The organism is Inquilinus ginsengisoli, assembly GCF_050434925.1.
GTDB lineage: Bacteria > Pseudomonadota > Alphaproteobacteria > DSM-16000 > Inquilinaceae > Inquilinus > Inquilinus ginsengisoli_B.
The window spans coordinates 187,070-207,275 of the sequence record NZ_JBNDJK010000001.1; the positions used below are offsets into that span (position 1 = coordinate 187,070).

Here is a 20,206-nt window from a genome sequence, read left to right on the forward strand (position 1 = left end):
TCGGAGCAGTCCCAGGGGCCGGGTCAACAGGGATTGGCGCTGCCGCCTGAATCCGTCATGCTGACTTCATGATGACCACGCACGCAGCCTCGGGACGACTTACGGCCTTCTGAGCCGGCCGGACCCGTGCGTCCGGTGTTCCTCCCCTTTGCTGCGATCCCGTCCCATGATCATCCGCGCGCCTTTCCATCTCCGACTTCCCGGCGGCCGCCGGCGGGAGGTCTGCCGGCGGCCGTAGCTCCCCCTCTGCACGGGCAAGGAGGCACGGATGGCTTACGATCCGCAGGCGATCGAGCCGAAATGGCAGGCTTACTGGGACGAACACCGCAGCTTCCGGGCGGAGATCGACCCGCAGAAGCCGAAATTCTACGCGCTGGACATGTTCCCCTACCCCTCCGGCGCCGGGCTGCATGTCGGCCACCCGGCGGGCTACACCGCCACCGACATCGTCTGCCGCTACAAGCGCATGGCGGGGTGGGCCGTGCTGCACCCGATGGGCTGGGACGCCTATGGCCTGCCGGCGGAGCGCTACGCCATGCGCACCGGCATCCACCCGGCGATCACCACCCGGCGCAATATCGAGACCTTCCGCGGCCAGGTGAAGCGGCTGGGCTTCTCCTACGACTGGGAGCGCGAGCTGGCGACCACCGATCCCGGCTTCGTGCGCTGGACGCAGTGGATCTTCCTGCAGCTGGTCGAGCGCGGCCTGGCCTATCAGGCCGAGGTCCCCGTGAACTGGTGCCCGGCCCAGAACACGGTGCTGGCCAATGAGGAGGTGAGGGACGGCCGCTACATCGAGACCGGCGACCCGGTGGTGCAGCGGCCGATGCGGCAATGGATGCTGCGCATCACCGCCTATGCCGACCGGCTGCTGGCCGACCTGGACGGGCTGGACTGGCCGGAGGGCATCAAGGCGCTGCAGCGCCACTGGATCGGCCGAGCGGAGACGGTAGCGGCGGACGGCACCCGCCGGGTGACCTACCGCCTGCGCGACTGGCTGTTCTCGCGCCAGCGCTATTGGGGCGAGCCGATCCCGATGCTGCACCTGGCCGACGGATCGGTGGTGCCGCTGCCGGAGGACAGCCTGCCGCTGCTGCCGCCGGAGCTGGACGACTATGCCCCGGCGCCGGGCGGCGCGCCGCCTCTGGCCCGCGCCACCGGCTGGGTCGAGACCACCGTGCCCGGCACGGAGATCCCGGCCCGGCGCGAGACCGACACCATGCCGCAATGGGCCGGCAGCTGCTGGTACTATCTGCGCTTCCTGGACCCGCACAACGACCGCGCCATCGTCAGCCGCGAGGCCGAGCGGTACTGGCTGCCGGTCGACCTGTATGTCGGCGGGGCGGAGCACGGCGTGCTGCACCTGCTGTACGCCCGGTTCTGGCACAAGGTGCTGTACGACATCGGCGTGGTCTCGACGCCGGAGCCGTTCCGGCGACTGGTCAACCAGGGGATGATCCTGGCCCCGTCCTATCGCGACGCCGCCGGCCGCTACTACGAGGAGGAGGAGGTGGAGGAGCGGGACGGCGGGTTCTATGCCGGCGCGGTGCCGCTGACCCGGCAGGCCGAGAAGATGTCGAAGTCGCGCTTCAACGTGGTCAATCCGGATGCGGTGGTGGCCGAGCACGGCGCCGACGCGCTGCGGCTGTACGAGATGGTCCTGGGCCCGCTGGAGGCGACCAAGCCCTGGCAGACCGACGGCGTGGCCGGCATCCGCCGCTTCCTGGACCGGGCCTGGCGCATCGTCTGCGGCCCGGATGACCTGCTGAGCCCGGCGGTGCGAGAGATGGCGCCGCCGCCCGCGCTGCTGCGGCTGCGCCACGCCACGGTCGCGGCGGTCACCGCCGACATCGAGGCGCTGCGCTGCAACACCGCGATCGCCCGGCTGATGCAGTTGGCCAAGGCGCTGGCCGCCGCCGACCCGCGCCCACGCGCGCTGGTGCAGGATTTCGTGCTGCTGCTGGCCCCCTTCGCCCCGCACATCGCCGAGGAGCTGTGGCGCAAGCTGGGCCATCCGGACAGCCTGGCCCACGCCCCCTGGCCCGGCTTCGACCCGGCCTTGGCCGGGGAGGAGAGCCGCGATTACGCGGTACAGCTGGACGGCAAGGTGCGGCACCATTTCCGCGGCCCGGCCGGTCTGGATGGCCCGGAGCTGATCGCCACGGCCCGGGCGGAGCCGAAGGTGGCGGCGCTGCTGGAGGGGCGAGGGGTGGTGCGGGAGATCGCGGTGCCTGGACGGCTGGTGAATTTTGTGACGCGGGGCAATGAGAACGGGAATTGACCTACATTGCCGTCATGGCGAGCCCCGAAGGGGCGTGGCCATCCAGCGGCGCCGGCCTCTGGATGGCCACGGCGCTTCGCGCCTCGCCATAACGATGAGGAATGGCATCCACGAACCTGGTGGCCCGGACAAGTCCCCAGCCCGTAGGCTGGTGTTCGCGGGCACGCGAACCCAATATTGCAATCATCCCTCCTGTCATTGCCGGGCTTGACCCGGCAATCCAGTGGGCGCCGACATCCTCTGGATGCCCGGGTCAGGCCTGGGCATGACAGATCAGGGACGGTCATTCAGAGGTTGCGACAGCAGCCGCGTCCGGATGAGTTGCCGGACCAGCTCTCTTTCCCGTTCCACCCCAACTGAATTGTAGCGCTCCTTGTCCCGACTTGCCCAACTCTCGACCACACGGACCCCACTCGGGAAACCGTCCAGGCGCAGGCCAAATATGCAATCGCCCGTCCAACTCCGATGAAAATAAAGCCATCCGTCCTGAAAAAAGATGAACCACTTGTCGTCCATATCTTCCGGGATATGACCGAGCCGCAATTTCTCTCCGTCGGCGTCAGAGAACGTCAGCGAAAGGCCAAGGTCTTCTCGGAAGGTGGGACAGGGCATCGTCTTCCAGGAAGAACGCGTCGCTGGGCTGGTCATGCGATGGCTCCGTGGGTGATCAGGTAGGCGGCCTACCGGCAGCTTGCCGGTTGGGTAGACGACCGCAAAGGCTCGATATCCACCCTCCGCCCCTCACCCCTCCTCCACCTGTGGCAGTTCGTCCAGCAGCCAGGCGCGGAAGGCGCCGGCGGCGGGGGAGAGGCGGCGGTCCTCCGGCATCGCCAGCCAGTACCAGCTGCGCGGCACCGAGACGTCGAACAGCCGCACCAGCCGGCCGGCGGCGATGTCGCGGGCGCACAGTACGTCGTCGCCCATCGCCACCCCCTCCCCGGCCATCGCCGCGTCGAGCGCCAGCGCCACGTCGTGGAAGCGCGGGCCGCGGTTGGCGTCGATGCCGGTGATCCCGGCCGCGGCCAGCCACAGCGACCAGGTCTGGGCGCTTTCGTCATGCAGCAGGGTCTGGTCGCGCAGATCCGCGGGCGTCGCCAGTCCCGCCGCCACGGCCGGGGCGCAGACCGGATAGTCCATCACCTGCATCAGCTTCTCCACCGCCAGGCCGGGCCAGCCGCCGCGGCCGTAGCGGATCGCCAGATCGGTCTGGTCGGCGCGGAAATCGGCCAGGCGCAGGGTCGGGTCGAGCTCGATGTCGATGCCGGGATGGAGCTTGCGGAAGGCGCCGAGCCGCGGCACCAGCCAGCGGCCGGCGAAGGCGGGCTCGACCGACAGCCGCAGCCGGCCGCGCCCGGCCTCGGCCGAAATCGCCACCATGCCCTGGGACAGCCGGTCGAAGGCGTCGGCGACCACGGCGGCGAAGGCCCGGCCGGCCTCGGTCGGCGCCAGCCCGCGGCCCTCGCGCAGCAGCAGCGGCACGCCCAGCCGCGCCTCCAGCCCGCGGACATGGCGGCTGATCGCGGCATGGCTGACGCCGAGCTCGGCCGCGGCGGCGGTGAAGCTGCCGCGGCGGGCGGCGGCCTCGAAGGCGCGGACGGCGTTGAGCGGCGGCAGCGGGCGCATCGTTCATCTGTAACTTTTCCTTACAGATACTGCAAGGGAACGGCGTTTGTGCCGGGGCCGGCGAAGCGGCAGAGTCTCCTCACGCCCAGGAGGCCACCATGTTCCACCATCTGCTCGACGCCTATCTCACCGTCTTCGCCCCCGCCCCGCGCCGCGCCCCGGTTGTGCCGGAGGAGTGCCGCGCCGAGACCCTGCCGCCGCTGCCGATCGGCCGGCGCCGCAGCCGCCCGTCGCCGCGGCCGATGGTGATCGGCCGGCCGTGAGCGGCCCCTCCTTCCCGCTGGAGGGCGGCTGCCTGTGCGGCGCCGTGCGCTACCGCATCGACGGGCCGGTCCTGTCGGTCGACTACTGCCATTGCCGGATGTGCCAGAAGGGCACCGGCAATCCGGCCGTGGCCTGGGCGACCGGCCCGTTCGAGGGTTTCCATTGGACCAAGGGCCAGCCGCGCGGCTTCCGGTCGTCCCCGATCGGCCGGCGCTGGTTCTGCCCGGATTGCGGCTCGCCGCTGGCGTTCGAGGGCTTCGAGCCCGTGGGCAAGACCATGGGCATCACCCTGGCGACGCTCGACGACCCGACCGCGCTGCGGCCGCGCCAGCACGCCTGGATCGGCACCCGCATCCCCTGGCATGTCATCGACGAGACGCTGCCGCAGTATCTGGATGAGGGGCCGGCAAGCGGGATCTGACCGTCAGACGCTCGCCGCGGCCGCGCCGTTGCGGCGGCCCGGCAGCCGGGCGAAGACCAGGACGTTGCCGAGCAGCACCAGTGCCACCCCGGCCGCCGCCGTCGCGGTCCAGACATAGCCCTCCAGCAGGGCCGAGGCGTTCAGCGCCACAAGCGGGAACAGCACGGTGGAATAGGCCGCCTTGTCGGCGCCGATGCGGCCGACCAGCGTCAGATAGGCCAGGAAGGCGACCACCGAACCCGGAATGGCGAGATACAGGAGCGCCCCGACATAGGCGGGCGACGGGTCGAAGCGCCAGGGCGTGCCTTCCACCAGCACGACGGCCAGCAGGATCAGCGTGCCGTAGACCATGCCCCAGGCGGTGGTGGTCCAGGGCGTCAGGCCGCGGCGCCGGTGCATCACGGCGAAGACGTTGCCGACCCCGAAGCCCATGGTGCCGGCCAGCGCCAGGCCGAGGCCGTAGAGCATCTGGAGATCAAGCTGCGCCGGGTCGATGCCGAACAGCAGCCAGAGGCCGGCCAGCCCGACCGCGCCGCCGGCGAGGACGCGCGGCTTCAAGGACTGGCCGAGCGCGACCCGGCTGAACAGCGCAGTCCAGACGCTGCCGGTGGAGAAGGCGACGGCGACCAGGCCGCTCGGGACATAGGCCGAGGCGTGGTAGACCAGCAGGAAGTTGCCGCTGAACAGTGCCAGACCCTGGCCCAGGCAGACCAGATGGTCGCGGGGGCGCAGGGTCTCGCGCCGGCGGGTGATCAGCACCAACGCGGCCATCACCGCCGCGGCCAGGGCGAAACGGTAGAGGATCGACAGCTCCACCGGCACCGGGCCGATCTGGTAGTGAATGGCGATCCAGGTCGTGCCCCAGATCAGGACGACAAGCAGGTACAGGGCGGCGGTCATGGCGGCACACGGGTTCCGGAGTCTCGGCCTCACCCTGCGCCTGCCGGCATTACGAGGATTGCACGTCCTTGCGCAGTTTCCGCGCGGCCCCTGGCCCGCGGCGGGGCTCGGGCGTAGATTTCCGGGACCATGAATCGGCCCGGACCGAGGATCGACGAGATACCGCTGCAGCGTCTGGCGGCGCGCTACGGCGTGGCCGCGGCGCTGGCGTCGTCGCGCGCGGTGCTGGAGCGTACCGTCGAGATCGGCGACGGCTTCACCCTGGCGGAGTGGTGGAACGCGCACGACACCACCGGCTACCACAGCCCCGGCCACCACACGCTGAGCCTGTATCTGGAGGGCGGCGAGGGCACCCGGCGCATCGGCTTTCCCGGCCGCTTCGGCGGCCCCGGCCGGTTCTGCCTGCTGCCGGCCGAGCATGAATCGCACTGGGTCCTGAGCCGGCCGATGCGCTTCCTGCATTTCTATTTCGACCGCGGCGCCCTGGCCGCGGCCGGTGCCGCCGCGCATGATGCCGACATCCGCGAGACCACGCTGCCGGACGACACCTTCTTCGACGACCCCGACGCGGCGCGTCTGATGGCCGGGCTGATCCGGCTGGACTGGGGCGACGCCAGCGCCCGGCTGGCGGCGACCCAGAGCGGGCACGAACTCCTGGCCCACCTCGCCGGCCGCAGGCTGCGCCGCCGCCCCTCGCCCGCCCTCGATGGCGGCCTGGCCCCGCATATCCGCCGCCGGGTGCTGGAGCTGATCGAGGCGGCGCTGGACGAGCCGCTGACGCTGGGCCGCCTGGCCGCCGCCGCGGGGCAGTCGGAGTTCCATTTCGCCCGGATGTTCCGCGCCTCGGTCGGGTTGCCGCCGCACGCCTATGTGCTGGCCCGGCGGCTGGACCGCGCCCGGCGGCTGCTGGCCGCGGGCGACCGGCCGCTGGCCGAGATCGCCGCCACCTGCGGCTTCACCCATCCGAGCCACCTGACCCGGCATTTCCGCGCCGCCTTCGGCGGCCCGCCCGGCGCTTGGCGAGCTGCCGTGCGGGGCTGAATCCAGCTTCAGCTTCACCCACCCCCTCTTCGCCGCCATAGTGGTGGAAACGGGGGAGAACAAACGATGCGGCGGTTTCTGTGCCTGGCCCTGGGCCTCCTCGGGGCGATGACGGCTGCGACCGGCCCGGCCTGGGCCCAGGCGACACCCGAGGAAGCCGCGAAGCTGAAGGCGGTGCTGGAATCCTGGGTGGCCTCGGGGGTGCCGCTGGATCCCGCAGAGGCGAACTACCTGGTGTGGCGCCTGCCCGCCACCCTGTCGATCGGCCGCTGGCGGGTCGATCCGGACGGTGCCGGCTACGAGATTTCATCTCCCGGCACCCGGTCCCTGCTGTCCCGAGGCTTCGGGGGGCTGTTCAGCCCGACCGTGCTGTTCTGCGCCGCCAGCCGGCTGCGCGCCGACCCGATCCGGCCCGGATCATTTTCCCTCACCGCCGACGATCCGCTCTCGTGCCGGCTGGAATGGACCGGGGAGCCGCCTTTGCGGCTGGTCGCCAAGAGCCAGGAGACGACGGGGACCATTGAACTGGGAGATCGGCCCGGCGCATCGCATGACATCATCCTGAACCAGGTCACCCTGGAGAAGGGAACCGATGCCATCGCTTCACAGGCCTATCCCGCCGGTCCGCAGCCGACGATCAAGCGGCTGACGATATCCGGCACGCGGCGAGCCGCGGAGGACGGGCGATCCGACCTCACGTCCCGCATCGTCCTGGAGGCTCTGGCGGGACCGTCGCCAGCCGGGACCGGCACGATCAGCGCCGACCGCATCGTCTACGAGACCGGCAGCCAGGGCACCGATGTGGTGGCGTTGAGCGCATCGGCCATCGCGCTGGCCAAGCGCCTTGCCGGAGACGCGGGGAAGGCCGACCCGGCACCGGGCGATGATCCGGCGGTGCAAGCCTTGCTGGACACCCTTCTCGGCGGCATCGGGCCTGACAGCCGTCAGGAGACCAGGGTCCAAGGCTTGGTCGCTTCGACCCCAACGGTCCGGATCAAGGCCGAATCGCTGGATTTCGGCGCCGCGGCCAGCGCTTTCGATCGGGATGGCGTTCGCATCAGCGTCCGGATTGATGGCAAGGGCTTGGCGGTCGAGCCGACGACCGCCTATGCCGATTGGCTTCCGGTCGAAGCGACCGCTCAGATCTCCATCGACAACGCGCCGCTCTGGACGATCCTCTCAGCCCAGATTCTCTCGGGCGAGCCCACCCCCGAGGACGCCGCAGGATGGATGCTCGCATCGCGCACGCGCTTCCGGATCGACGGCATCCATCTCACCGCGCCGGGTGGGGCGCTCGATCTCAAAGGCGAGATTGCGATGAATCCCGATGCCGGCCTGGGCTCTGCCGGCACCCTGCGGATGCGCCTGACCGGCATCGACGGGCTCGTCAAGGCGCTGCAGGCCGACCCACAGGCCAGCCAGGCCGCCGCGGGACTGACCATGGTGCAGGTGCTGGGCCGGCAGACCACGCTGCCCGACGGCCGGTCGGCCCGCGACTACGACATCGTCATCGATCCGTCCGGCAAGCTCCTGGTGAATGGCGCCGATGTGCGGTCGCTGATCCCGAAGGATCTGTGATCAGACGCCGTAGTAGCCGCGGTACCATTCGACGAAGCGGGGAATGCCAACCTCGATCGGGGTCGAGGGGCGGTAGTCGACGGCCGCCTCCAACTCCTCGACATCGGCATAGGTCTCGGGCACGTCGCCGGGCTGCAGGTCGCGGAAGGCCTTCTGCGCCTCGCGGCCCAGCGCCCGCTCCAGCACCGAGATCATGTCCAGCAGCGCCACCGGCCGGGTGTTGCCGATGTTGTACAGGCGGTAGGGCGCAGCGCTCGAGGCCGGGTTCGGCCGGTCGCCGGACCAGGCGGGGTCAGGCTGCGGCACCCGGTCCAGCACCCGGGCCACGCCTTCGACCAGGTCGTCGACATAGGTGAAGTCGCGCAGCATGTGGCCGTGGTTGAACACCTCGATCGGCCGGCCTTCCAGGATGGCGCGGGTGAACAGGAACATCGCCATGTCCGGCCGGCCCCAGGGGCCGTAGGCGGTGAAGAAGCGCAGGCCCGTCACCGGCAGGCGGTAGAGATGGCTGTAGGAATGGGCCATCAGCTCGTTCGCCTTCTTGGTCGCGGCGTAGAGGCTGAGCGGATGGTCGACATTCTGGCGCACCGAGAACGGCATCGCCGTGTTGGCGCCGTAGACCGAGCTGGAGGAGGCGTAGACCAGGTGGCGCACGCCGTTGTGGCGGCAGCCTTCCAGCACGTTGAGGAAGCCAACGACATTGGCGTCGATATAGACCTCGGGATGGGTCAGCGAATGCCGCACCCCGGCCTGGGCGGCGAGATGCGCCACCCGGCCCGGCTTCACCTCGGCGAACAGTTCGGCCATGCCCGGCCGGTCGGCGATGTCGAGCCGGCGGAAGGCGAAGCCCGGGCGCTCGGCCAGCCGCTCCAGCCGCGCCTCCTTGAGGTGGACGTCGTAATAGGGGTTGAGATTGTCGACCCCGACCACCCGGTGCCCGGCGTCGAGCAGCCGCCGGGCCAGGGCGAAGCCGATGAAGCCGGCGGCCCCGGTGACCAGGATCGGCTCGGCGGTGGGGGCAGGCATCTAGAGGCTCCAATAGGCCAGGCGGGGCGGCACGCTCGCCGGATCCAGCGCCGATTTCACATCCATCACCAGGCCGTCCTCGCGCAGGCAGGCCCAGAGCTCGTCGCGCGGACGGTCGAGATAGGCCCGGTGCGGCACCGCCAGCACCAGCGCGTCGAGGTCGCGGAAGGCGTCGAGGCCGGCAAGGTCGAGGCCGTATTCGTGCCGCGCCCGCGCCGGATCGGCCAGCGGGTCGTGCACCAGCGGTTCGATGCCGTAGGAGCGCAGCTCGGCCACGATATCCGGCACCCGGCTGTTGCGCAGGTCGGACACGTTCTCCTTGAAGGTCAGGCCCAGGATGCCGACCCGGGCACCGAGGATGGTGCGGCCCTGGCGCGCCAGCACCTTGACCAGCTTGGCCCCCAGGAAGGCGCCCATCTGGTCGTTGATGCGGCGGCCGGCCAGGATCATCTCCGGCCGGTAGCCCACCGCCTCGGCCTTGGCGGTCAGGTAGTAGGGATCGACGCCGATGCAGTGGCCGCCGACCAGGCCGGGCTGGAACTTCAGGAAGTTCCATTTGGTGCCGGACGCGGCCAGCACATCGGCGGTGCGCAGGCCCAGCCGGTCGAAGATCATGGCCAGCTCGTTCATCAGCGCGATGTTGAGGTCGCGCTGGGTGTTCTCGATCACCTTCGCCGCCTCGGCGACGCGGATCGACGGCGCCCGGTGCAGCCCCGCCGGGACGATGGCGCCATAGGCCGCGGCCACCCGCTCCAGCGTCGCGTCGTCCTGGCCCGACACGACCTTGACGATGCGCTCCAGCCGGTGCTCGCGGTCGCCGGGGTTGATCCGCTCCGGCGAATAGGCCAGGGCGAAGTCGATGCCGGGCCTGAGGCCGGAGGCGCGGGCCAGGGCCGGGCCGCAGACTTCCTCGGTGGCGCCGGGATAGACGGTGGATTCGAACACCACCACGGCGCCGGGGGTCAGCGCCCGGCCGATGGTCTCGCAGGCGCGCAGCAGCGGCCCGAAATCCGGCCGGCGCTCGGAGTCGATCGGGGTCGGTACGGTGGCGACGAAGAAGCCGGCGCCGGCGAGATCGGCCGGGTCGGCGGTGACGGCGAGGCCGCTGCCGGCGAGATCGGCCGCTTCGACCTCGCCGGTGATGTCATGGCCGTCGCGCAGGGCGACGACCCGGGCCGGATCGATGTCGAAGCCGATGGTGCCCGGGAAGCGCCGGGCGAAGGCCAGCGCCACCGGCAGCCCGACATAGCCGAGCCCGATCACGGCGATGCGTTCGGGGGTCATCGGATGTCCTTGCCCCTGATTTCATCCTCCCCCTCCCCTTGCGGGAGGGGGTAGGGGGAGGGGTTTGGCGCCGAGAGATCAATGTCGATCGATCGGACGGTGTCTTCGTATGACCTCGCGCCGCCACTCTTCGATCGACACCCCCTCCCCCTGCCCCCTCCCGCAAGGGGAGGGGGAGAGCAGACATTCTGGGCCGACATGGAGATGACACTCATGCCGCCGACCGGCCGGCGCGGCGGCGCCGCTTCGGGGCGGCGGAAACGGGCTTGGCCACCGGGTCGGCCAGGACCTCGCCGAGGGTCTTGCGGATCTGTGCCAGCTTGGCGTCGTGCGTCACCTTCAGGCCGAACACGTCCTTGACGTAGAACACGTCGACGGCGCGGGCGCCGAAGGTGGAGATCTTGGCCGAGGAGATCTGCAGCCCCAGGCCGGTCAGGGCCCGGCCGACCGCGTGCAGCAGGCCCGGCCGGTCGCGGCCGTTCAGCTCGATCACCGTGTGGGTGCGGCTGGCCTCGTTGTCGACCAGGACGCGCGGCGCGATCGACACCGAATGCAGCCGCGGATAGCTGCGGTGCCGCCGCTCCAGCTCGGCCGACATCTTCATCTCGCCGGACAGGCTGCGCTCGATCGACACCCGCACCCGGGCCAGCTTCTCCGGCGCGTCGAAGGCGCCGCCCTCGACCGCGTCCTGGACCAGGAAGGTGTCGAGCGCCATGCCGTCGGCGAAGGTGAAGATCTTGGCCTCGACGATGGTGCCGCCGGAGACGGCGATGGCGCCGGCCAGGCGCGAGAACAGGCCGGGATGGTCGGCGGTGTGGATGGTCAGCTCGGCCACGGTGCGCTGGCGGTCGACCTGGATGTCGACCGCCAGCGGCTCGCCCTCCGCCTCCGCCGCGCGCACCAGCCGGGCATGGCGGGCCTGGGTGGCGCCGTCGAAGGCCAGCCAATAGCCGCGGCTGACCTTGCCGGCATAGGCTTCGACCGACGCCGCAGGCCAGTCCGCCAGAGCCTGGCGCAGCAGGTCCTTGGCCTGGCCGACGCGATGCTCGACCCCGACCGCCTCGTCGGCGCCGGACAGCCGCTCCTCGGCCCGGTGGTACAGCTCGGACATCAGCGTCGCCTTCCAGGCGGTCCAGCGGCCGGGGCCGACGGCGCTGATGTCGGCTGCGGTCAGCACCAGCAGCAGGCGCAGCCGCTCCGGGCTTTCCACCGCGGCGACGAAGTCCTGCACCGTCTTGTCGTCCTCGATGTCGCGCTTGAAGGCGGTGTCGCTGAGCAGCAGGTGCCAGCGCACCAGCCACTGCGCCGTCTCGGTCTCCTCCGGCGTCAGGCCGAAGCGCGGCCCGAGCTTGCGCGCCACCCGGGCGCCCAGCACCGAATGGTCGCCGCCGCGACCCTTGGCGATGTCGTGGCACAGGAGGGCGACGTAGAGCGCCCGGCGCGACCCGGTCTTGCGCATCACCTGGGTGGCCAGCGGCAGCGTCTCCGCCGCCTTGCCGGTCTCGATCCGGTGCAGGATGCCGAGCGCGAACAGCGTGTGCTCGTCGACCGTGTAGGTGTGATACATGTCGTACTGCATCTGGGCCACGACCCGACCGAAATCCGGCACGAAGCGGCCCAGCACGCCGGCCTCGTTCATCCGCCGCAGCGGGATCTCGGGGTCCTGCTCCGCGGTCAGGATCTCGAGGAAGATGCGGTTCGCCTCGGGGTCGTCGCGGAGGCCTGCGATCAGGTCGATGTTGCGGGTGATCAGCTTCAGCGCCGCCGGATGGATGTCGAGGTCGCGCGCCTGGGCCACCCGGAACAGCCGGATGATGTCGACCGGATGGTCGCGCAGCGGCTTCTCGCCGGCCAGGCTGATGCGGTCGCCGTCGAGCGGCAGCCCGTCGACCATCGGCGCCGAGAAGCCGAGGAAGGCCAGGCCCCGCTTCGGCCGGCGCTGGCTTTCCGCCTCCAAGGCCGCGCAGAAGATCCGGGTCAGGCTGCCGACCTCCTTGGCGACCAGGAAGTAGTGCTTCATCAGCCGCTCGACGCCCTTGGCGCCGGCATGGTCGGTGTAGCCGGCGACGCGCGCCAGCTCCGGCTGCAGGTCGAAGGTCAGGCGGTCCTCGGCCCGGCCGGTCAGGTAGTGCAGGTGGCAGCGCAGCGCCAGCAGGAAGCTCTCGGACCGGCGGAAGCGCCGCGCCTCCTCCCCGGTCAGCACGCCCTTGGCGACCAGGCCGTCGACGTCGTCGACCTGATACAGGTACTTGCCGATCCAGAACAGGGTCTGCAGGTCGCGCAGGCCGCCCTTGCCCTCCTTCACATTCGGCTCCAGCACGTAGCGGCTGTCGCCCATGCGGCGGTGGCGGCTGTCGCGCTCGGCCAGCTTGGCCTCGGTGAAGGCGGCGCCGGTGCCGGCCGTCACCTCCTCGACGAAGCGGCGGCGCAGCGTGTCGTAGAGCGACTGCTCGCCCCACAGCAGCCGCGTCTCCATCAGGCTGGTGCAGATGGTGGTGTCGGTGCGGGCCAGGCGCAGGCAGTCGTCGACCGAGCGCACCGAATGGCCGACCTTCAGCCCGAGGTCCCACAGCAGGTAGAGCATGTACTCCACCACCTGCTCGACCCGCGGGTTGCGCTTGTAGGGCAGCAGGAACAGGAGGTCGATGTCGGAGAACGGCGCCAGCTCGCCCCTTCCATAGCCGCCGACCGAGGCGACGGCGAAGCGTTCGCCCACGGTCGGGTTCGACACCGGGAACAGTCGCGACACGGTCAGCGAGGCCAGCGCCCCGATCAGCACATCCATCAGCCAGGCAGATTCGGCGACGCAGGCATCGGCCGACCCGGCCTCATCGACGAAGCGGCGCCGGATCACGGCGCGGCCGGCGGCCAGGGCCTCGCGCAGCACCGCCAGGATCGCGGCCCGCTGCGCCTGGGCGTCACCCTGGTCCATCGCCTCGTGCAGCCGCTGCTCCAGCACCGCCGGGTCGATGATGTCGAGCGGCGCTTCGATGGTCTCGCCGCCACGCCGGGTCGCAGCCGGCGCGGGGGCGGCCGGCACGGCGGCCGCGCCATACGGCAGGAAGCGGCGGAGGCGGCCGCGAAGGCCGGGACGGGCAAGGGTCTCGTCGGGCATGATTTGTCTTAAATGAGCAAAGCCTTCAGAGCATACAACCGTTCGAGCGCTTCGCGCGGGGTCATCGCGTCGAGGTCGAGCGCCGTAAGCGCGATCTCCAGTTCGGACGGGCCGCTGGGCGCCGCCGGCGCTGCGGCCGGGCGCGCGGCGGCGGCCGAGAACAGCGGCAGGTCGTCGACCAGCCGGGCGACGCTGCGGCCTTCCTTGCCCGCCTCGAGCGCCTCCAGCACCTCCTGCGCCCGGCCGACCACGGCGGCGGGCAGCCCGGCCAGGCGGGCGACATGGATGCCGTAGGAGCGGTCGGCGGTGCCCGGCGCGACCTCGTGCAGGAAGACGATGTCGCCCTGCCACTCCTTGACCCGCATGGTGTGGCAGGCGAGGCGCGGCAGCCGCGCCTGCAGCGCCGTCAGCTCGTGGTAATGGGTGGCGAACAGGGCCCGGCAACGGGTGGTCTCGTGCAGATGCTCGACGCAGGCCCAGGCGATCGACAGCCCGTCGAAGGTGGCGGTGCCGCGGCCGATCTCGTCCAGGATCACCAGCGCACGCGGGCCGGCCTGGTTCAGGATCGCTGCCGTCTCCACCATCTCGACCATGAAGGTGGAATGGCCGCGGGCCAGGTCGTCGGCGGCGCCGACGCGGCTGAACAGCCGGTCGACCACGCCGATCTCGGCCTCCTCCGCCGGCACGAAGCCGCCCATCTGGGCCAGCACCGCGATCAGCGCGTTCTGGCGCAGGAAGGTCGACTTACCGGCCATGTTCGGGCCGGTCAGCAGCCACAGCCGGCGGTCTTCCGACAGGTCGCAGTCATTGCCGACGAAGGCGCCGCCCTGCGCCTCGGCCAGGGCGATCTCGACCACCGGGTGGCGGCCGCCCTTGATGCGGAAGCCGGTATCGCCGGTCACCTTCGGCCGGCAGTAGCGGCGCTCGACCGCCAATTCCGCCTGCGAGGCGGCGACGTCGAAGCCGGCCAGGGCGCGGACGGCGCCCGAGATCGCCTCGGCCCGGCCGGTGACTTCCCCGACCAGGTCGGCGAACAGCCTGAGCTCGAGCGCCAGCGCCTTGTCCGCCGCCTCGCCGATCGAGCGTTCCAGCGTGCCGAGCTCGACCGTGGTGAAGCGCATCGCCGAGGCCATGGTCTGGCGATGGATGAAGGTGCCGACATGCGGCGGCTGCAGCAGCTTGTCCGCCTGGCTGGCCGAGACCTCGATGTGGTAGCCGATGACGTTGTTGTGGCGGATCCGCAGCGTCGAGATCCTGGTCTCGTCGACATAGCGCTGCTGCAGCGCCGCGATCAGCCGGCGGGATTCGTCGCGCAGGGTGCGGACCTCGTCCAGCTCCGGCAGATAGCCCGGGGCGATGAAGCCGCCGTCGCGGATCAGCAGCGGCAGTTCCTCCGCGAGGGCCCGGGACAGCCGGTCGACCAGCGCGTCATGCTCGCCGAGCTCGGCCGCGGCGCGGGACAGGAGCGGCGGCAGGTCGAGGAAGCGCGGCGCGCCGAGCCGTTCGCGCAGGTGCCCGCCCTGGCGCAGCGCGTCGCGGATCGCTGCCAGGTCGCGCGGCCCGCCGCGGCCGAGGCCGAGCCGGGTCAGCGCCCGCTCCGCATCGGGGCAGGCGCGCAGAAGGGTGCGCAGGTCGTCGCGCAGCTTGGAATCCTCGACCAGCGCCTGGACGGCGTCGAGCCGCTCGGCCACCGCCTCCGGGTCGGTCAGCGGCGCCGCCAGGTGGCCCGCCAGCAGCCGGGCGCCGGGGCCGGTGACGGTGCGGTCGATCGCGGCCAGCAGGCTGCCGCGGCGGTCGCCCGACAGGGTCCGCGTCAGCTCCAGGTTGCGGCGGGTGGCGACGTCGATCTCCATCACCGCGCCGCGCGGCAGGCGCCGCGGCGGCGACAGCCGCGGCAGCGCCTTCTGGGTCAGCTGGATGTAATCGACCAGGGCACCGGCGGCGGCGACCTCGGCCCGCTCGAAGCTGCCGAACGCGTCGAGCGTGCCGACCCGGAACAGGTCCTGCAGACGGCGCCGGCCGTTCTCGCTGTCGAAGCGGGCGGAGGGCTGCGGCGTCAGCCGCATCTTCCAGTCGCCGAGCAGCTCGAACAGCTCCGGATTCTGCAGCACCCGCTCGGGCAACAGGATCTCGCTCGGGTCGAAGCGGGCCAGGGCCGCGCCCAGCCGGTCGGGCGCAGTCGGCTCGGTCACCAGCTCGCCCGAGGAGATGTCGACCGCGGCGATGGCCAGGGTGCCGGCGACATCGGCCAGCGCCACCAGGTGATTCGCGGCGCGGGGCTCCAGCAGCCCGTCCTCGGTGACGGTGCCGGGGGTGACGATGCGCACCACCTCGCGCCGCACCAGGGTCTTGCCGGAGCGCTTGCGGGCATCCTCCGGGCTCTCGGTCTGGTCGCACAGCGCGACGCGGAAGCCCTGCCGGATCAGCCGGGCCAGATAGGCCTCGTGGCTGTGGGCGGGGACGCCTGCCATCGGGATGTCCTCGCCCTGGTGCTGGCCGCGTTTGGTCAGGGCGATGTCGAGCGCCGCCGCGGCCTTGACCGCGTCGTCGAAGAACATCTCGTAGAAATCGCCCATGCGGAAGAACAGCAGGCAGTCCGGATGGGCCGCCTTGGCCTCCAGATACTGCGCCATCATCGGCGTGACGGCGGGATCGGTCGTCGCGGGGGTGCTGCTGTCGGGCAAGGCTGTCGACACGGGGATGCGGGATCGGATCGGCGAAGGGCGGACCGTAGCACGCACGCGACGATGTCGGAACGCGGTTGCGATGGCCCCAAGGGTTTAGTCAGGTGAAGAGAGACGCTCGCCATTCTTCTATTTTTGTCATCGCCGGGCTTGACCCGGCGATCCAGGGGCCACCCAGAGCGGCATCGGGATCTCTGGATGCCCGGGTCAAGCCCGGGCATGGCAATATGGGTATATGTTCCCCTAACCGATTGCCCAAGCCGGCGCCCGCTTCAATCCGTTGGAATAAGGGGAAGTCGAGGCCGCCGGTCAGGCGGCCTCGACTCGGTGCAGGACGCGCTGCAGCACCAGCTCGTCGCCGAGGGTCTCGCCGGTCTCGACGAAGCCTTCGGAGGCGTAGAGCCGGCGGGCGGCGGCATTGCCCGGCACCACGCCCAGCAGCACCCGCTCGCTGCGGGGCAGCCGGTCGAGGATGCCGAGCGTCGCCCGCAGGGCGGAGCGGCCGAAGCCGCGGCCCTGGTAGCGGACGTCGATCATCAGCCGGTAGATCCAGCGATGGCCGTCCTGCGGGTCCAGCGCATGCATGACGAAGCCGACCGGCCCGCCATGGAAGGCGTCACAGATGCCGAGCGCCGCGCACCAGGGCGAGGTGTCGGCTTCGGCGATCGACTCCGCATTGGAGGCGACGAAGCCCGACTGGTCCGGCGCGACCCGGAGCGAGCCGAACACGGCCCGGTCCTGCGCCGTGACCAGGGGGACAAGCCGCACCGCCGGCGCAGCCGGCTGGGGCGGCGCACGATATGCGTACATGATTGCAGTCCTATCCAGCGTCGAATGCCCCGCGGCCCGGGCGGCGACTTGCGGTCGCGCCCGGCCGGAGGCCGATGGAAGGCGGATCTATCGACGGGAAGCGGCGGAGCGGAGCCCGATGGCCCCGCCCCGCGCCCGTATCAAGATCGTAGCCCGACGTCCCGTTTCAGATGCTCGCTCAGCGAGTCGGCATCGCGGGGTTTTCGGCGCGGCGTCACGAGGACGCGGCCCAGCTCCGCAAAGGCGACGACGACGAGCGACAACGACGGACGGAAGGCACGCTTCTCGTTCGAAACGAACATGATGGTCTCCATGAGATTTGGAGGTGGAAAAACCGTCCGGCCGACACGGGCCGGGCCCATGCGGGTCGGACGGGGCGAATCCGCACGGCGGGATGCCGGGCGGAATGGGGTGGATGGTTGGAGGGACGATCGGATGCGGAGTCGTCGGAGGCGGCCCGTGAGGGACGTCCGGCGTGTCGGCAGCGATCAGGTCAGCGCAGGGAAGGTGTCAGGTCGTGAGTCGACGAAGACTGATCGTGCAGACGTTCAGGCGGCCTTGCCGCGATAAGCGAGAACGATGGTCATTGCACGATCCTCCCTGGAATTTGGAGTAGGATCGAGAGATACGGGATCGCCGCTGCGCTCCGCAAGCGCCTTTTCAAGAGGCCGAGCGAAGATGGCGCGGCGTTGCACCGAAGCCACAGTCGGGCAGGCCAGACCGCAATGGGCTTGACGGTCCCTCCCGCCGAAGGTCCAGTACTCGGCCCGTCACGCTGCGCCGCCGGACCCAATGACCAAAAACTCGCTCGACGACGATGCCCTCGCCCTGCACGCCCAGGGCCGCCCCGGCAAGCTGGAGATCAGCGCGACCAAGCCGCTGACCACCCAGCGCGACCTGTCGCTGGCCTATTCCCCGGGCGTCGCCGCGCCGTGCCTCAGGATCCATGCCGATCCGGCCACGGCCTACGACTACACGGCCAAGGGCAACATCGTCGCCGTGATCTCGAACGGCACCGCGGTGCTGGGCCTGGGCGACCTCGGCGCCCTGGCCAGCAAGCCGGTGATGGAGGGCAAGGCCGTCCTGTTCAAGCGCTTCGCCGATGTCGACGGCTTCGACCTGGAGGTCGACACCCGCGACGTCGACGAATTCGTCAACTGCGTGCGCTTCCTGGGCCCGTCCTTCGGCGGCATCAACCTCGAGGACATCAAGGCGCCGGACTGCTTCATCATCGAGGCCCGGCTGCGCGAGCTGCTGGACATCCCGGTGTTCCACGACGACCAGCATGGCACGGCGATCATCGCCGCGGCCGGGCTGATCAACGCGCTGGAGCTGACCGGCCGCAACATCCGCGAGACCCGCCTGGTGCTGAACGGCGCCGGCGCCGCCGCCATCGCCTCGGTCGAACTGTTCAAGTCGCTGGGCGTGCCGGCGCAGAACATCATCCTGTGCGACAGCAAGGGCGTGATCTGGCAGGGCCGCACCGACGGCATGAACCAGTGGAAGGCGGCGCATGCCGTCGACACGCCGCACCGGACCCTGGCCGACGCGGTCAACGGCGCCGACGTCTTCATCGGCCTGTCGGTCAAGGGCGCGATGACCCAGGACATGGTCAAGTCGATGGCCGACAAGCCGATCGTCTTCGCCCTGGCCAATCCGGACCCGGAGATCGCGCCGGACGAGGTCAAGGCGGTGCGGCCGGACGCGATCATCGCCACCGGGCGGTCGGACTATCCGAACCAGATCAACAACGTCCTGGGCTTCCCCTACATCTTCCGCGGCGCGCTGGACGTCCGCGCCAGCACCATCAACGAGGCGATGAAGCTGGCCGCGGCCCACGCCCTGGCCCGGCTGGCGCGGCAGGACGTGCCCGATGAGGTCGACAGCGCCTATTCCGGCCGCCGGCTGCGCTACGGCCCCGACTACATCATCCCGGTGCCGTTCGACCCGCGGCTGATCGAGGAGATCCCGCTGGCGGTGGCCGAGGCGGCGATGGAATCGGGCGTCGCCCGCAAGCCGATCACCGACGTCGCCGCCTATCGCCAGAGCCTGCGCCGCCGCCTGGACCCGACCGCGGACAAGCTGCAGTTGATCTTCGACAAGGTCGCGTCGGCCGAGACCCGCGTGGTCTTCGCCGAGGGCGAGGAGGAGCGGACGATCCGCGCCGCCATCGCCTTCCGCGCCGCCGGCTACGGCACGCCGATCCTGATCGGCCGCGAGGAGCGGGTGCGCGAGACCATGGCGCGGATCGGCCTGCCCGAGGCGACCGTGGCCGAGCTGGAGATCCACAACGCCCGGCTGTCGCAGCACAATGAGCGCTATATCGACTTCGTCTGGCGCCGGCTGCAGCGCCAGGGCCTGCTGCAGCGCGACGTCGCCCGCATGGTCAACCAGGGCCGCAACATCTTCGCCGCCTGCATGGTCGCGCATGGCGACGCCGACGCCATGGTCACCGGCCTGACCCGCAACTTCACCACCTGCTTCGAGGAGATCACCCGCGTGATCGACCCGGCGCCGGACCATGTGCCCTTCGGCCTGTCGATGCTGACGGTGCGCGGCGGCACGGTGCTGATCGCCGACACCACGGTGCATGAACGGCCGGACCCGGAGCTGCTGGTCGACATCGCCCTGCAGGCCGCGGCCAAGGCCCGGTCGCTGGGGCACGAGCCGCGGCTGGCCTTCGTCTCCTCCTCCAATTTCGGCCAGCCGATGCGCGAGTTCACCCAGCGCATCCGCGACGCGGTCACCATCATGGACGCCCGCGCCAAGGCCGGCGGGGTCGATTTCGAATATGACGGCGAGATGACCGCCGAGGTGGCGCTGGACTATGCGCTGATGAAGCGCCTGTACCCCTTCGCCCGCCTGTCCGGCCCAGCCAACCTGCTGATCATGCCGGCGCTGAACGCGGCCAATATCGGCGCCAAGATGATCCAGAAGCTGGCCGGCGCCTCGCTGATCGGCCCGCTGCTGTGCGGCCTGCAGAAGCCGGCCCAGGTGGTTCAGATGGGCGCGACGGTGAATGAGATCGTCACCGCGGCGGCGTTGGCCGCCTACGACGCCCTGGCGCAGCGACGGTAGTCGGTTTCGCTGCATCGCACAAAAAAGACGGGGCGATGCGCGGGGAGGGAATGGCTCGGCACTAGCGGTCGGGCGCGGTCCGCATTATGGTCCGCGCCCGG

Annotated in this window: 15 protein-coding genes; 6 read left to right on the top strand and 9 right to left on the bottom strand. The window is 70.7% G+C overall.

Annotated features, from left to right (window positions below):
* The first annotated feature begins 268 nt into the window (after positions 1-268).
* Positions 269-2,281 carry a class I tRNA ligase family protein gene (locus tag QFZ27_RS00950; protein ID WP_429224206.1) on the top strand — a complete coding sequence of 671 codons (2,013 nt, stop codon included), beginning with the start codon at positions 269-271 and terminating at the stop codon, positions 2,279-2,281.
* Positions 2,282-2,554: 273 nt separating this feature from the next.
* Here the strand turns inward: QFZ27_RS00950 and QFZ27_RS00955 are convergent, their stop codons facing one another.
* Both QFZ27_RS00955 and gcvA read right to left on the bottom strand, forming a co-directional pair.
* Entirely contained in the window at positions 2,555-2,929 is a 375-nt protein-coding gene (locus QFZ27_RS00955) for a hypothetical protein (protein ID WP_429224207.1), read from the bottom strand.
* A gap of 93 nt (positions 2,930-3,022) precedes the next feature.
* Positions 3,023-3,904 (bottom strand): transcriptional regulator GcvA, encoded by an 882-nt coding sequence (gene gcvA / locus QFZ27_RS00960; protein ID WP_429224208.1) that lies wholly within the window; start codon positions 3,902-3,904, stop codon positions 3,023-3,025.
* A 98-nt stretch (positions 3,905-4,002) separates the two neighbouring features.
* Between gcvA and QFZ27_RS00965 the strand changes: the two genes are divergently transcribed.
* Together QFZ27_RS00965 and QFZ27_RS00970 are read left to right on the top strand one after the other, a co-directional pair.
* Positions 4,003-4,167 carry a hypothetical protein gene (locus tag QFZ27_RS00965; RefSeq protein ID WP_429224209.1) on the top strand — a complete coding sequence of 55 codons (165 nt, stop codon included), beginning with the start codon at positions 4,003-4,005 and terminating at the stop codon, positions 4,165-4,167.
* Entirely contained in the window at positions 4,164-4,589 is a 426-nt protein-coding gene (locus QFZ27_RS00970; protein ID WP_429224210.1) for a GFA family protein, read from the top strand. Before QFZ27_RS00965 ends, QFZ27_RS00970 begins: the two co-directional genes overlap by 4 nt.
* Before the next feature lie 3 nt (positions 4,590-4,592).
* Here the strand turns inward: QFZ27_RS00970 and QFZ27_RS00975 are convergent, their stop codons facing one another.
* Complete coding sequence (locus tag QFZ27_RS00975) at positions 4,593-5,489, bottom strand: DMT family transporter (RefSeq protein ID WP_429224211.1); 897 nt, start codon at positions 5,487-5,489, stop codon at positions 4,593-4,595.
* A 129-nt stretch (positions 5,490-5,618) separates the two neighbouring features.
* Here QFZ27_RS00975 and QFZ27_RS00980 point away from each other — a divergent pair, with 129 nt between their 5' ends.
* Positions 5,619-6,530 (top strand): helix-turn-helix domain-containing protein, encoded by a 912-nt coding sequence (locus QFZ27_RS00980; protein ID WP_429224212.1) that lies wholly within the window; start codon positions 5,619-5,621, stop codon positions 6,528-6,530.
* A 66-nt stretch (positions 6,531-6,596) separates the two neighbouring features.
* A complete protein-coding gene (locus QFZ27_RS00985) occupies positions 6,597-8,108 on the top strand; it encodes a hypothetical protein (RefSeq protein WP_429224213.1) in 1,512 nt (503 codons plus the stop codon).
* Here QFZ27_RS00985 and QFZ27_RS00990 read toward each other — a convergent pair whose 3' ends face one another.
* The 6 genes from QFZ27_RS00990 to QFZ27_RS01015 all read right to left on the bottom strand — a co-directional run bounded on the left by QFZ27_RS00990 (position 8,109) and on the right by QFZ27_RS01015 (position 17,329).
* Positions 8,109-9,134 carry an NAD-dependent epimerase gene (locus QFZ27_RS00990; protein WP_429224214.1) on the bottom strand — a complete coding sequence of 342 codons (1,026 nt, stop codon included), beginning with the start codon at positions 9,132-9,134 and terminating at the stop codon, positions 8,109-8,111.
* Positions 9,135-10,418: a nucleotide sugar dehydrogenase gene (locus tag QFZ27_RS00995; RefSeq protein WP_429224215.1), complete on the bottom strand. Its 1,284-nt coding sequence runs from the start codon at positions 10,416-10,418 to the stop codon at positions 9,135-9,137.
* A 211-nt stretch (positions 10,419-10,629) separates the two neighbouring features.
* The gene (locus QFZ27_RS01000; protein WP_429224216.1) at positions 10,630-13,533 is read right to left on the bottom strand and encodes a [protein-PII] uridylyltransferase; all 2,904 of its coding nucleotides are present in this window, start codon (positions 13,531-13,533) and stop codon (positions 10,630-10,632) included.
* Positions 13,534-13,541: 8 nt separating this feature from the next.
* Complete coding sequence (gene mutS, locus QFZ27_RS01005; protein ID WP_429232406.1) at positions 13,542-16,169, bottom strand: DNA mismatch repair protein MutS; 2,628 nt, start codon at positions 16,167-16,169, stop codon at positions 13,542-13,544.
* A 357-nt stretch (positions 16,170-16,526) separates the two neighbouring features.
* Complete coding sequence (locus QFZ27_RS01010; RefSeq protein ID WP_429224217.1) at positions 16,527-17,027, bottom strand: GNAT family N-acetyltransferase; 501 nt, start codon at positions 17,025-17,027, stop codon at positions 16,527-16,529.
* A gap of 140 nt (positions 17,028-17,167) precedes the next feature.
* Positions 17,168-17,329, bottom strand: a complete 162-nt coding sequence (locus QFZ27_RS01015) for a hypothetical protein (RefSeq protein ID WP_186002653.1) — start codon at positions 17,327-17,329, stop codon at positions 17,168-17,170.
* A gap of 490 nt (positions 17,330-17,819) precedes the next feature.
* Between QFZ27_RS01015 and QFZ27_RS01020 the strand changes: the two genes are divergently transcribed.
* Positions 17,820-20,105 carry an NADP-dependent malic enzyme gene (locus QFZ27_RS01020; RefSeq protein ID WP_429224218.1) on the top strand — a complete coding sequence of 762 codons (2,286 nt, stop codon included), beginning with the start codon at positions 17,820-17,822 and terminating at the stop codon, positions 20,103-20,105.
* Positions 20,106-20,206: the final 101 nt, after the last annotated feature.

Coding starts and splice junctions, on each gene's coding strand:
- QFZ27_RS00950 (WP_429224206.1), top strand. CDS start 269: ATGGCTTACGATCCGCAGGCGATCGAGCCGAAATGGCAGGCTTACTGG.
- QFZ27_RS00955 (WP_429224207.1), bottom strand. CDS start 2,929: ATGACCAGCCCAGCGACGCGTTCTTCCTGGAAGACGATGCCCTGTCCC.
- gcvA (WP_429224208.1), bottom strand. CDS start 3,904: ATGCGCCCGCTGCCGCCGCTCAACGCCGTCCGCGCCTTCGAGGCCGCC.
- QFZ27_RS00965 (WP_429224209.1), top strand. CDS start 4,003: ATGTTCCACCATCTGCTCGACGCCTATCTCACCGTCTTCGCCCCCGCC.
- QFZ27_RS00975 (WP_429224211.1), bottom strand. CDS start 5,489: ATGACCGCCGCCCTGTACCTGCTTGTCGTCCTGATCTGGGGCACGACC.
- QFZ27_RS00980 (WP_429224212.1), top strand. CDS start 5,619: ATGAATCGGCCCGGACCGAGGATCGACGAGATACCGCTGCAGCGTCTG.
- QFZ27_RS00985 (WP_429224213.1), top strand. CDS start 6,597: ATGCGGCGGTTTCTGTGCCTGGCCCTGGGCCTCCTCGGGGCGATGACG.
- QFZ27_RS00990 (WP_429224214.1), bottom strand. CDS start 9,134: ATGCCTGCCCCCACCGCCGAGCCGATCCTGGTCACCGGGGCCGCCGGC.
- QFZ27_RS00995 (WP_429224215.1), bottom strand. CDS start 10,418: ATGACCCCCGAACGCATCGCCGTGATCGGGCTCGGCTATGTCGGGCTG.
- QFZ27_RS01000 (WP_429224216.1), bottom strand. CDS start 13,533: ATGCCCGACGAGACCCTTGCCCGTCCCGGCCTTCGCGGCCGCCTCCGC.
- mutS (WP_429232406.1), bottom strand. CDS start 16,169: ATGATGGCGCAGTATCTGGAGGCCAAGGCGGCCCATCCGGACTGCCTG.
- QFZ27_RS01010 (WP_429224217.1), bottom strand. CDS start 17,027: ATGTACGCATATCGTGCGCCGCCCCAGCCGGCTGCGCCGGCGGTGCGG.
- QFZ27_RS01015 (WP_186002653.1), bottom strand. CDS start 17,329: ATGTTCGTTTCGAACGAGAAGCGTGCCTTCCGTCCGTCGTTGTCGCTC.
- QFZ27_RS01020 (WP_429224218.1), top strand. CDS start 17,820: ATGACCAAAAACTCGCTCGACGACGATGCCCTCGCCCTGCACGCCCAG.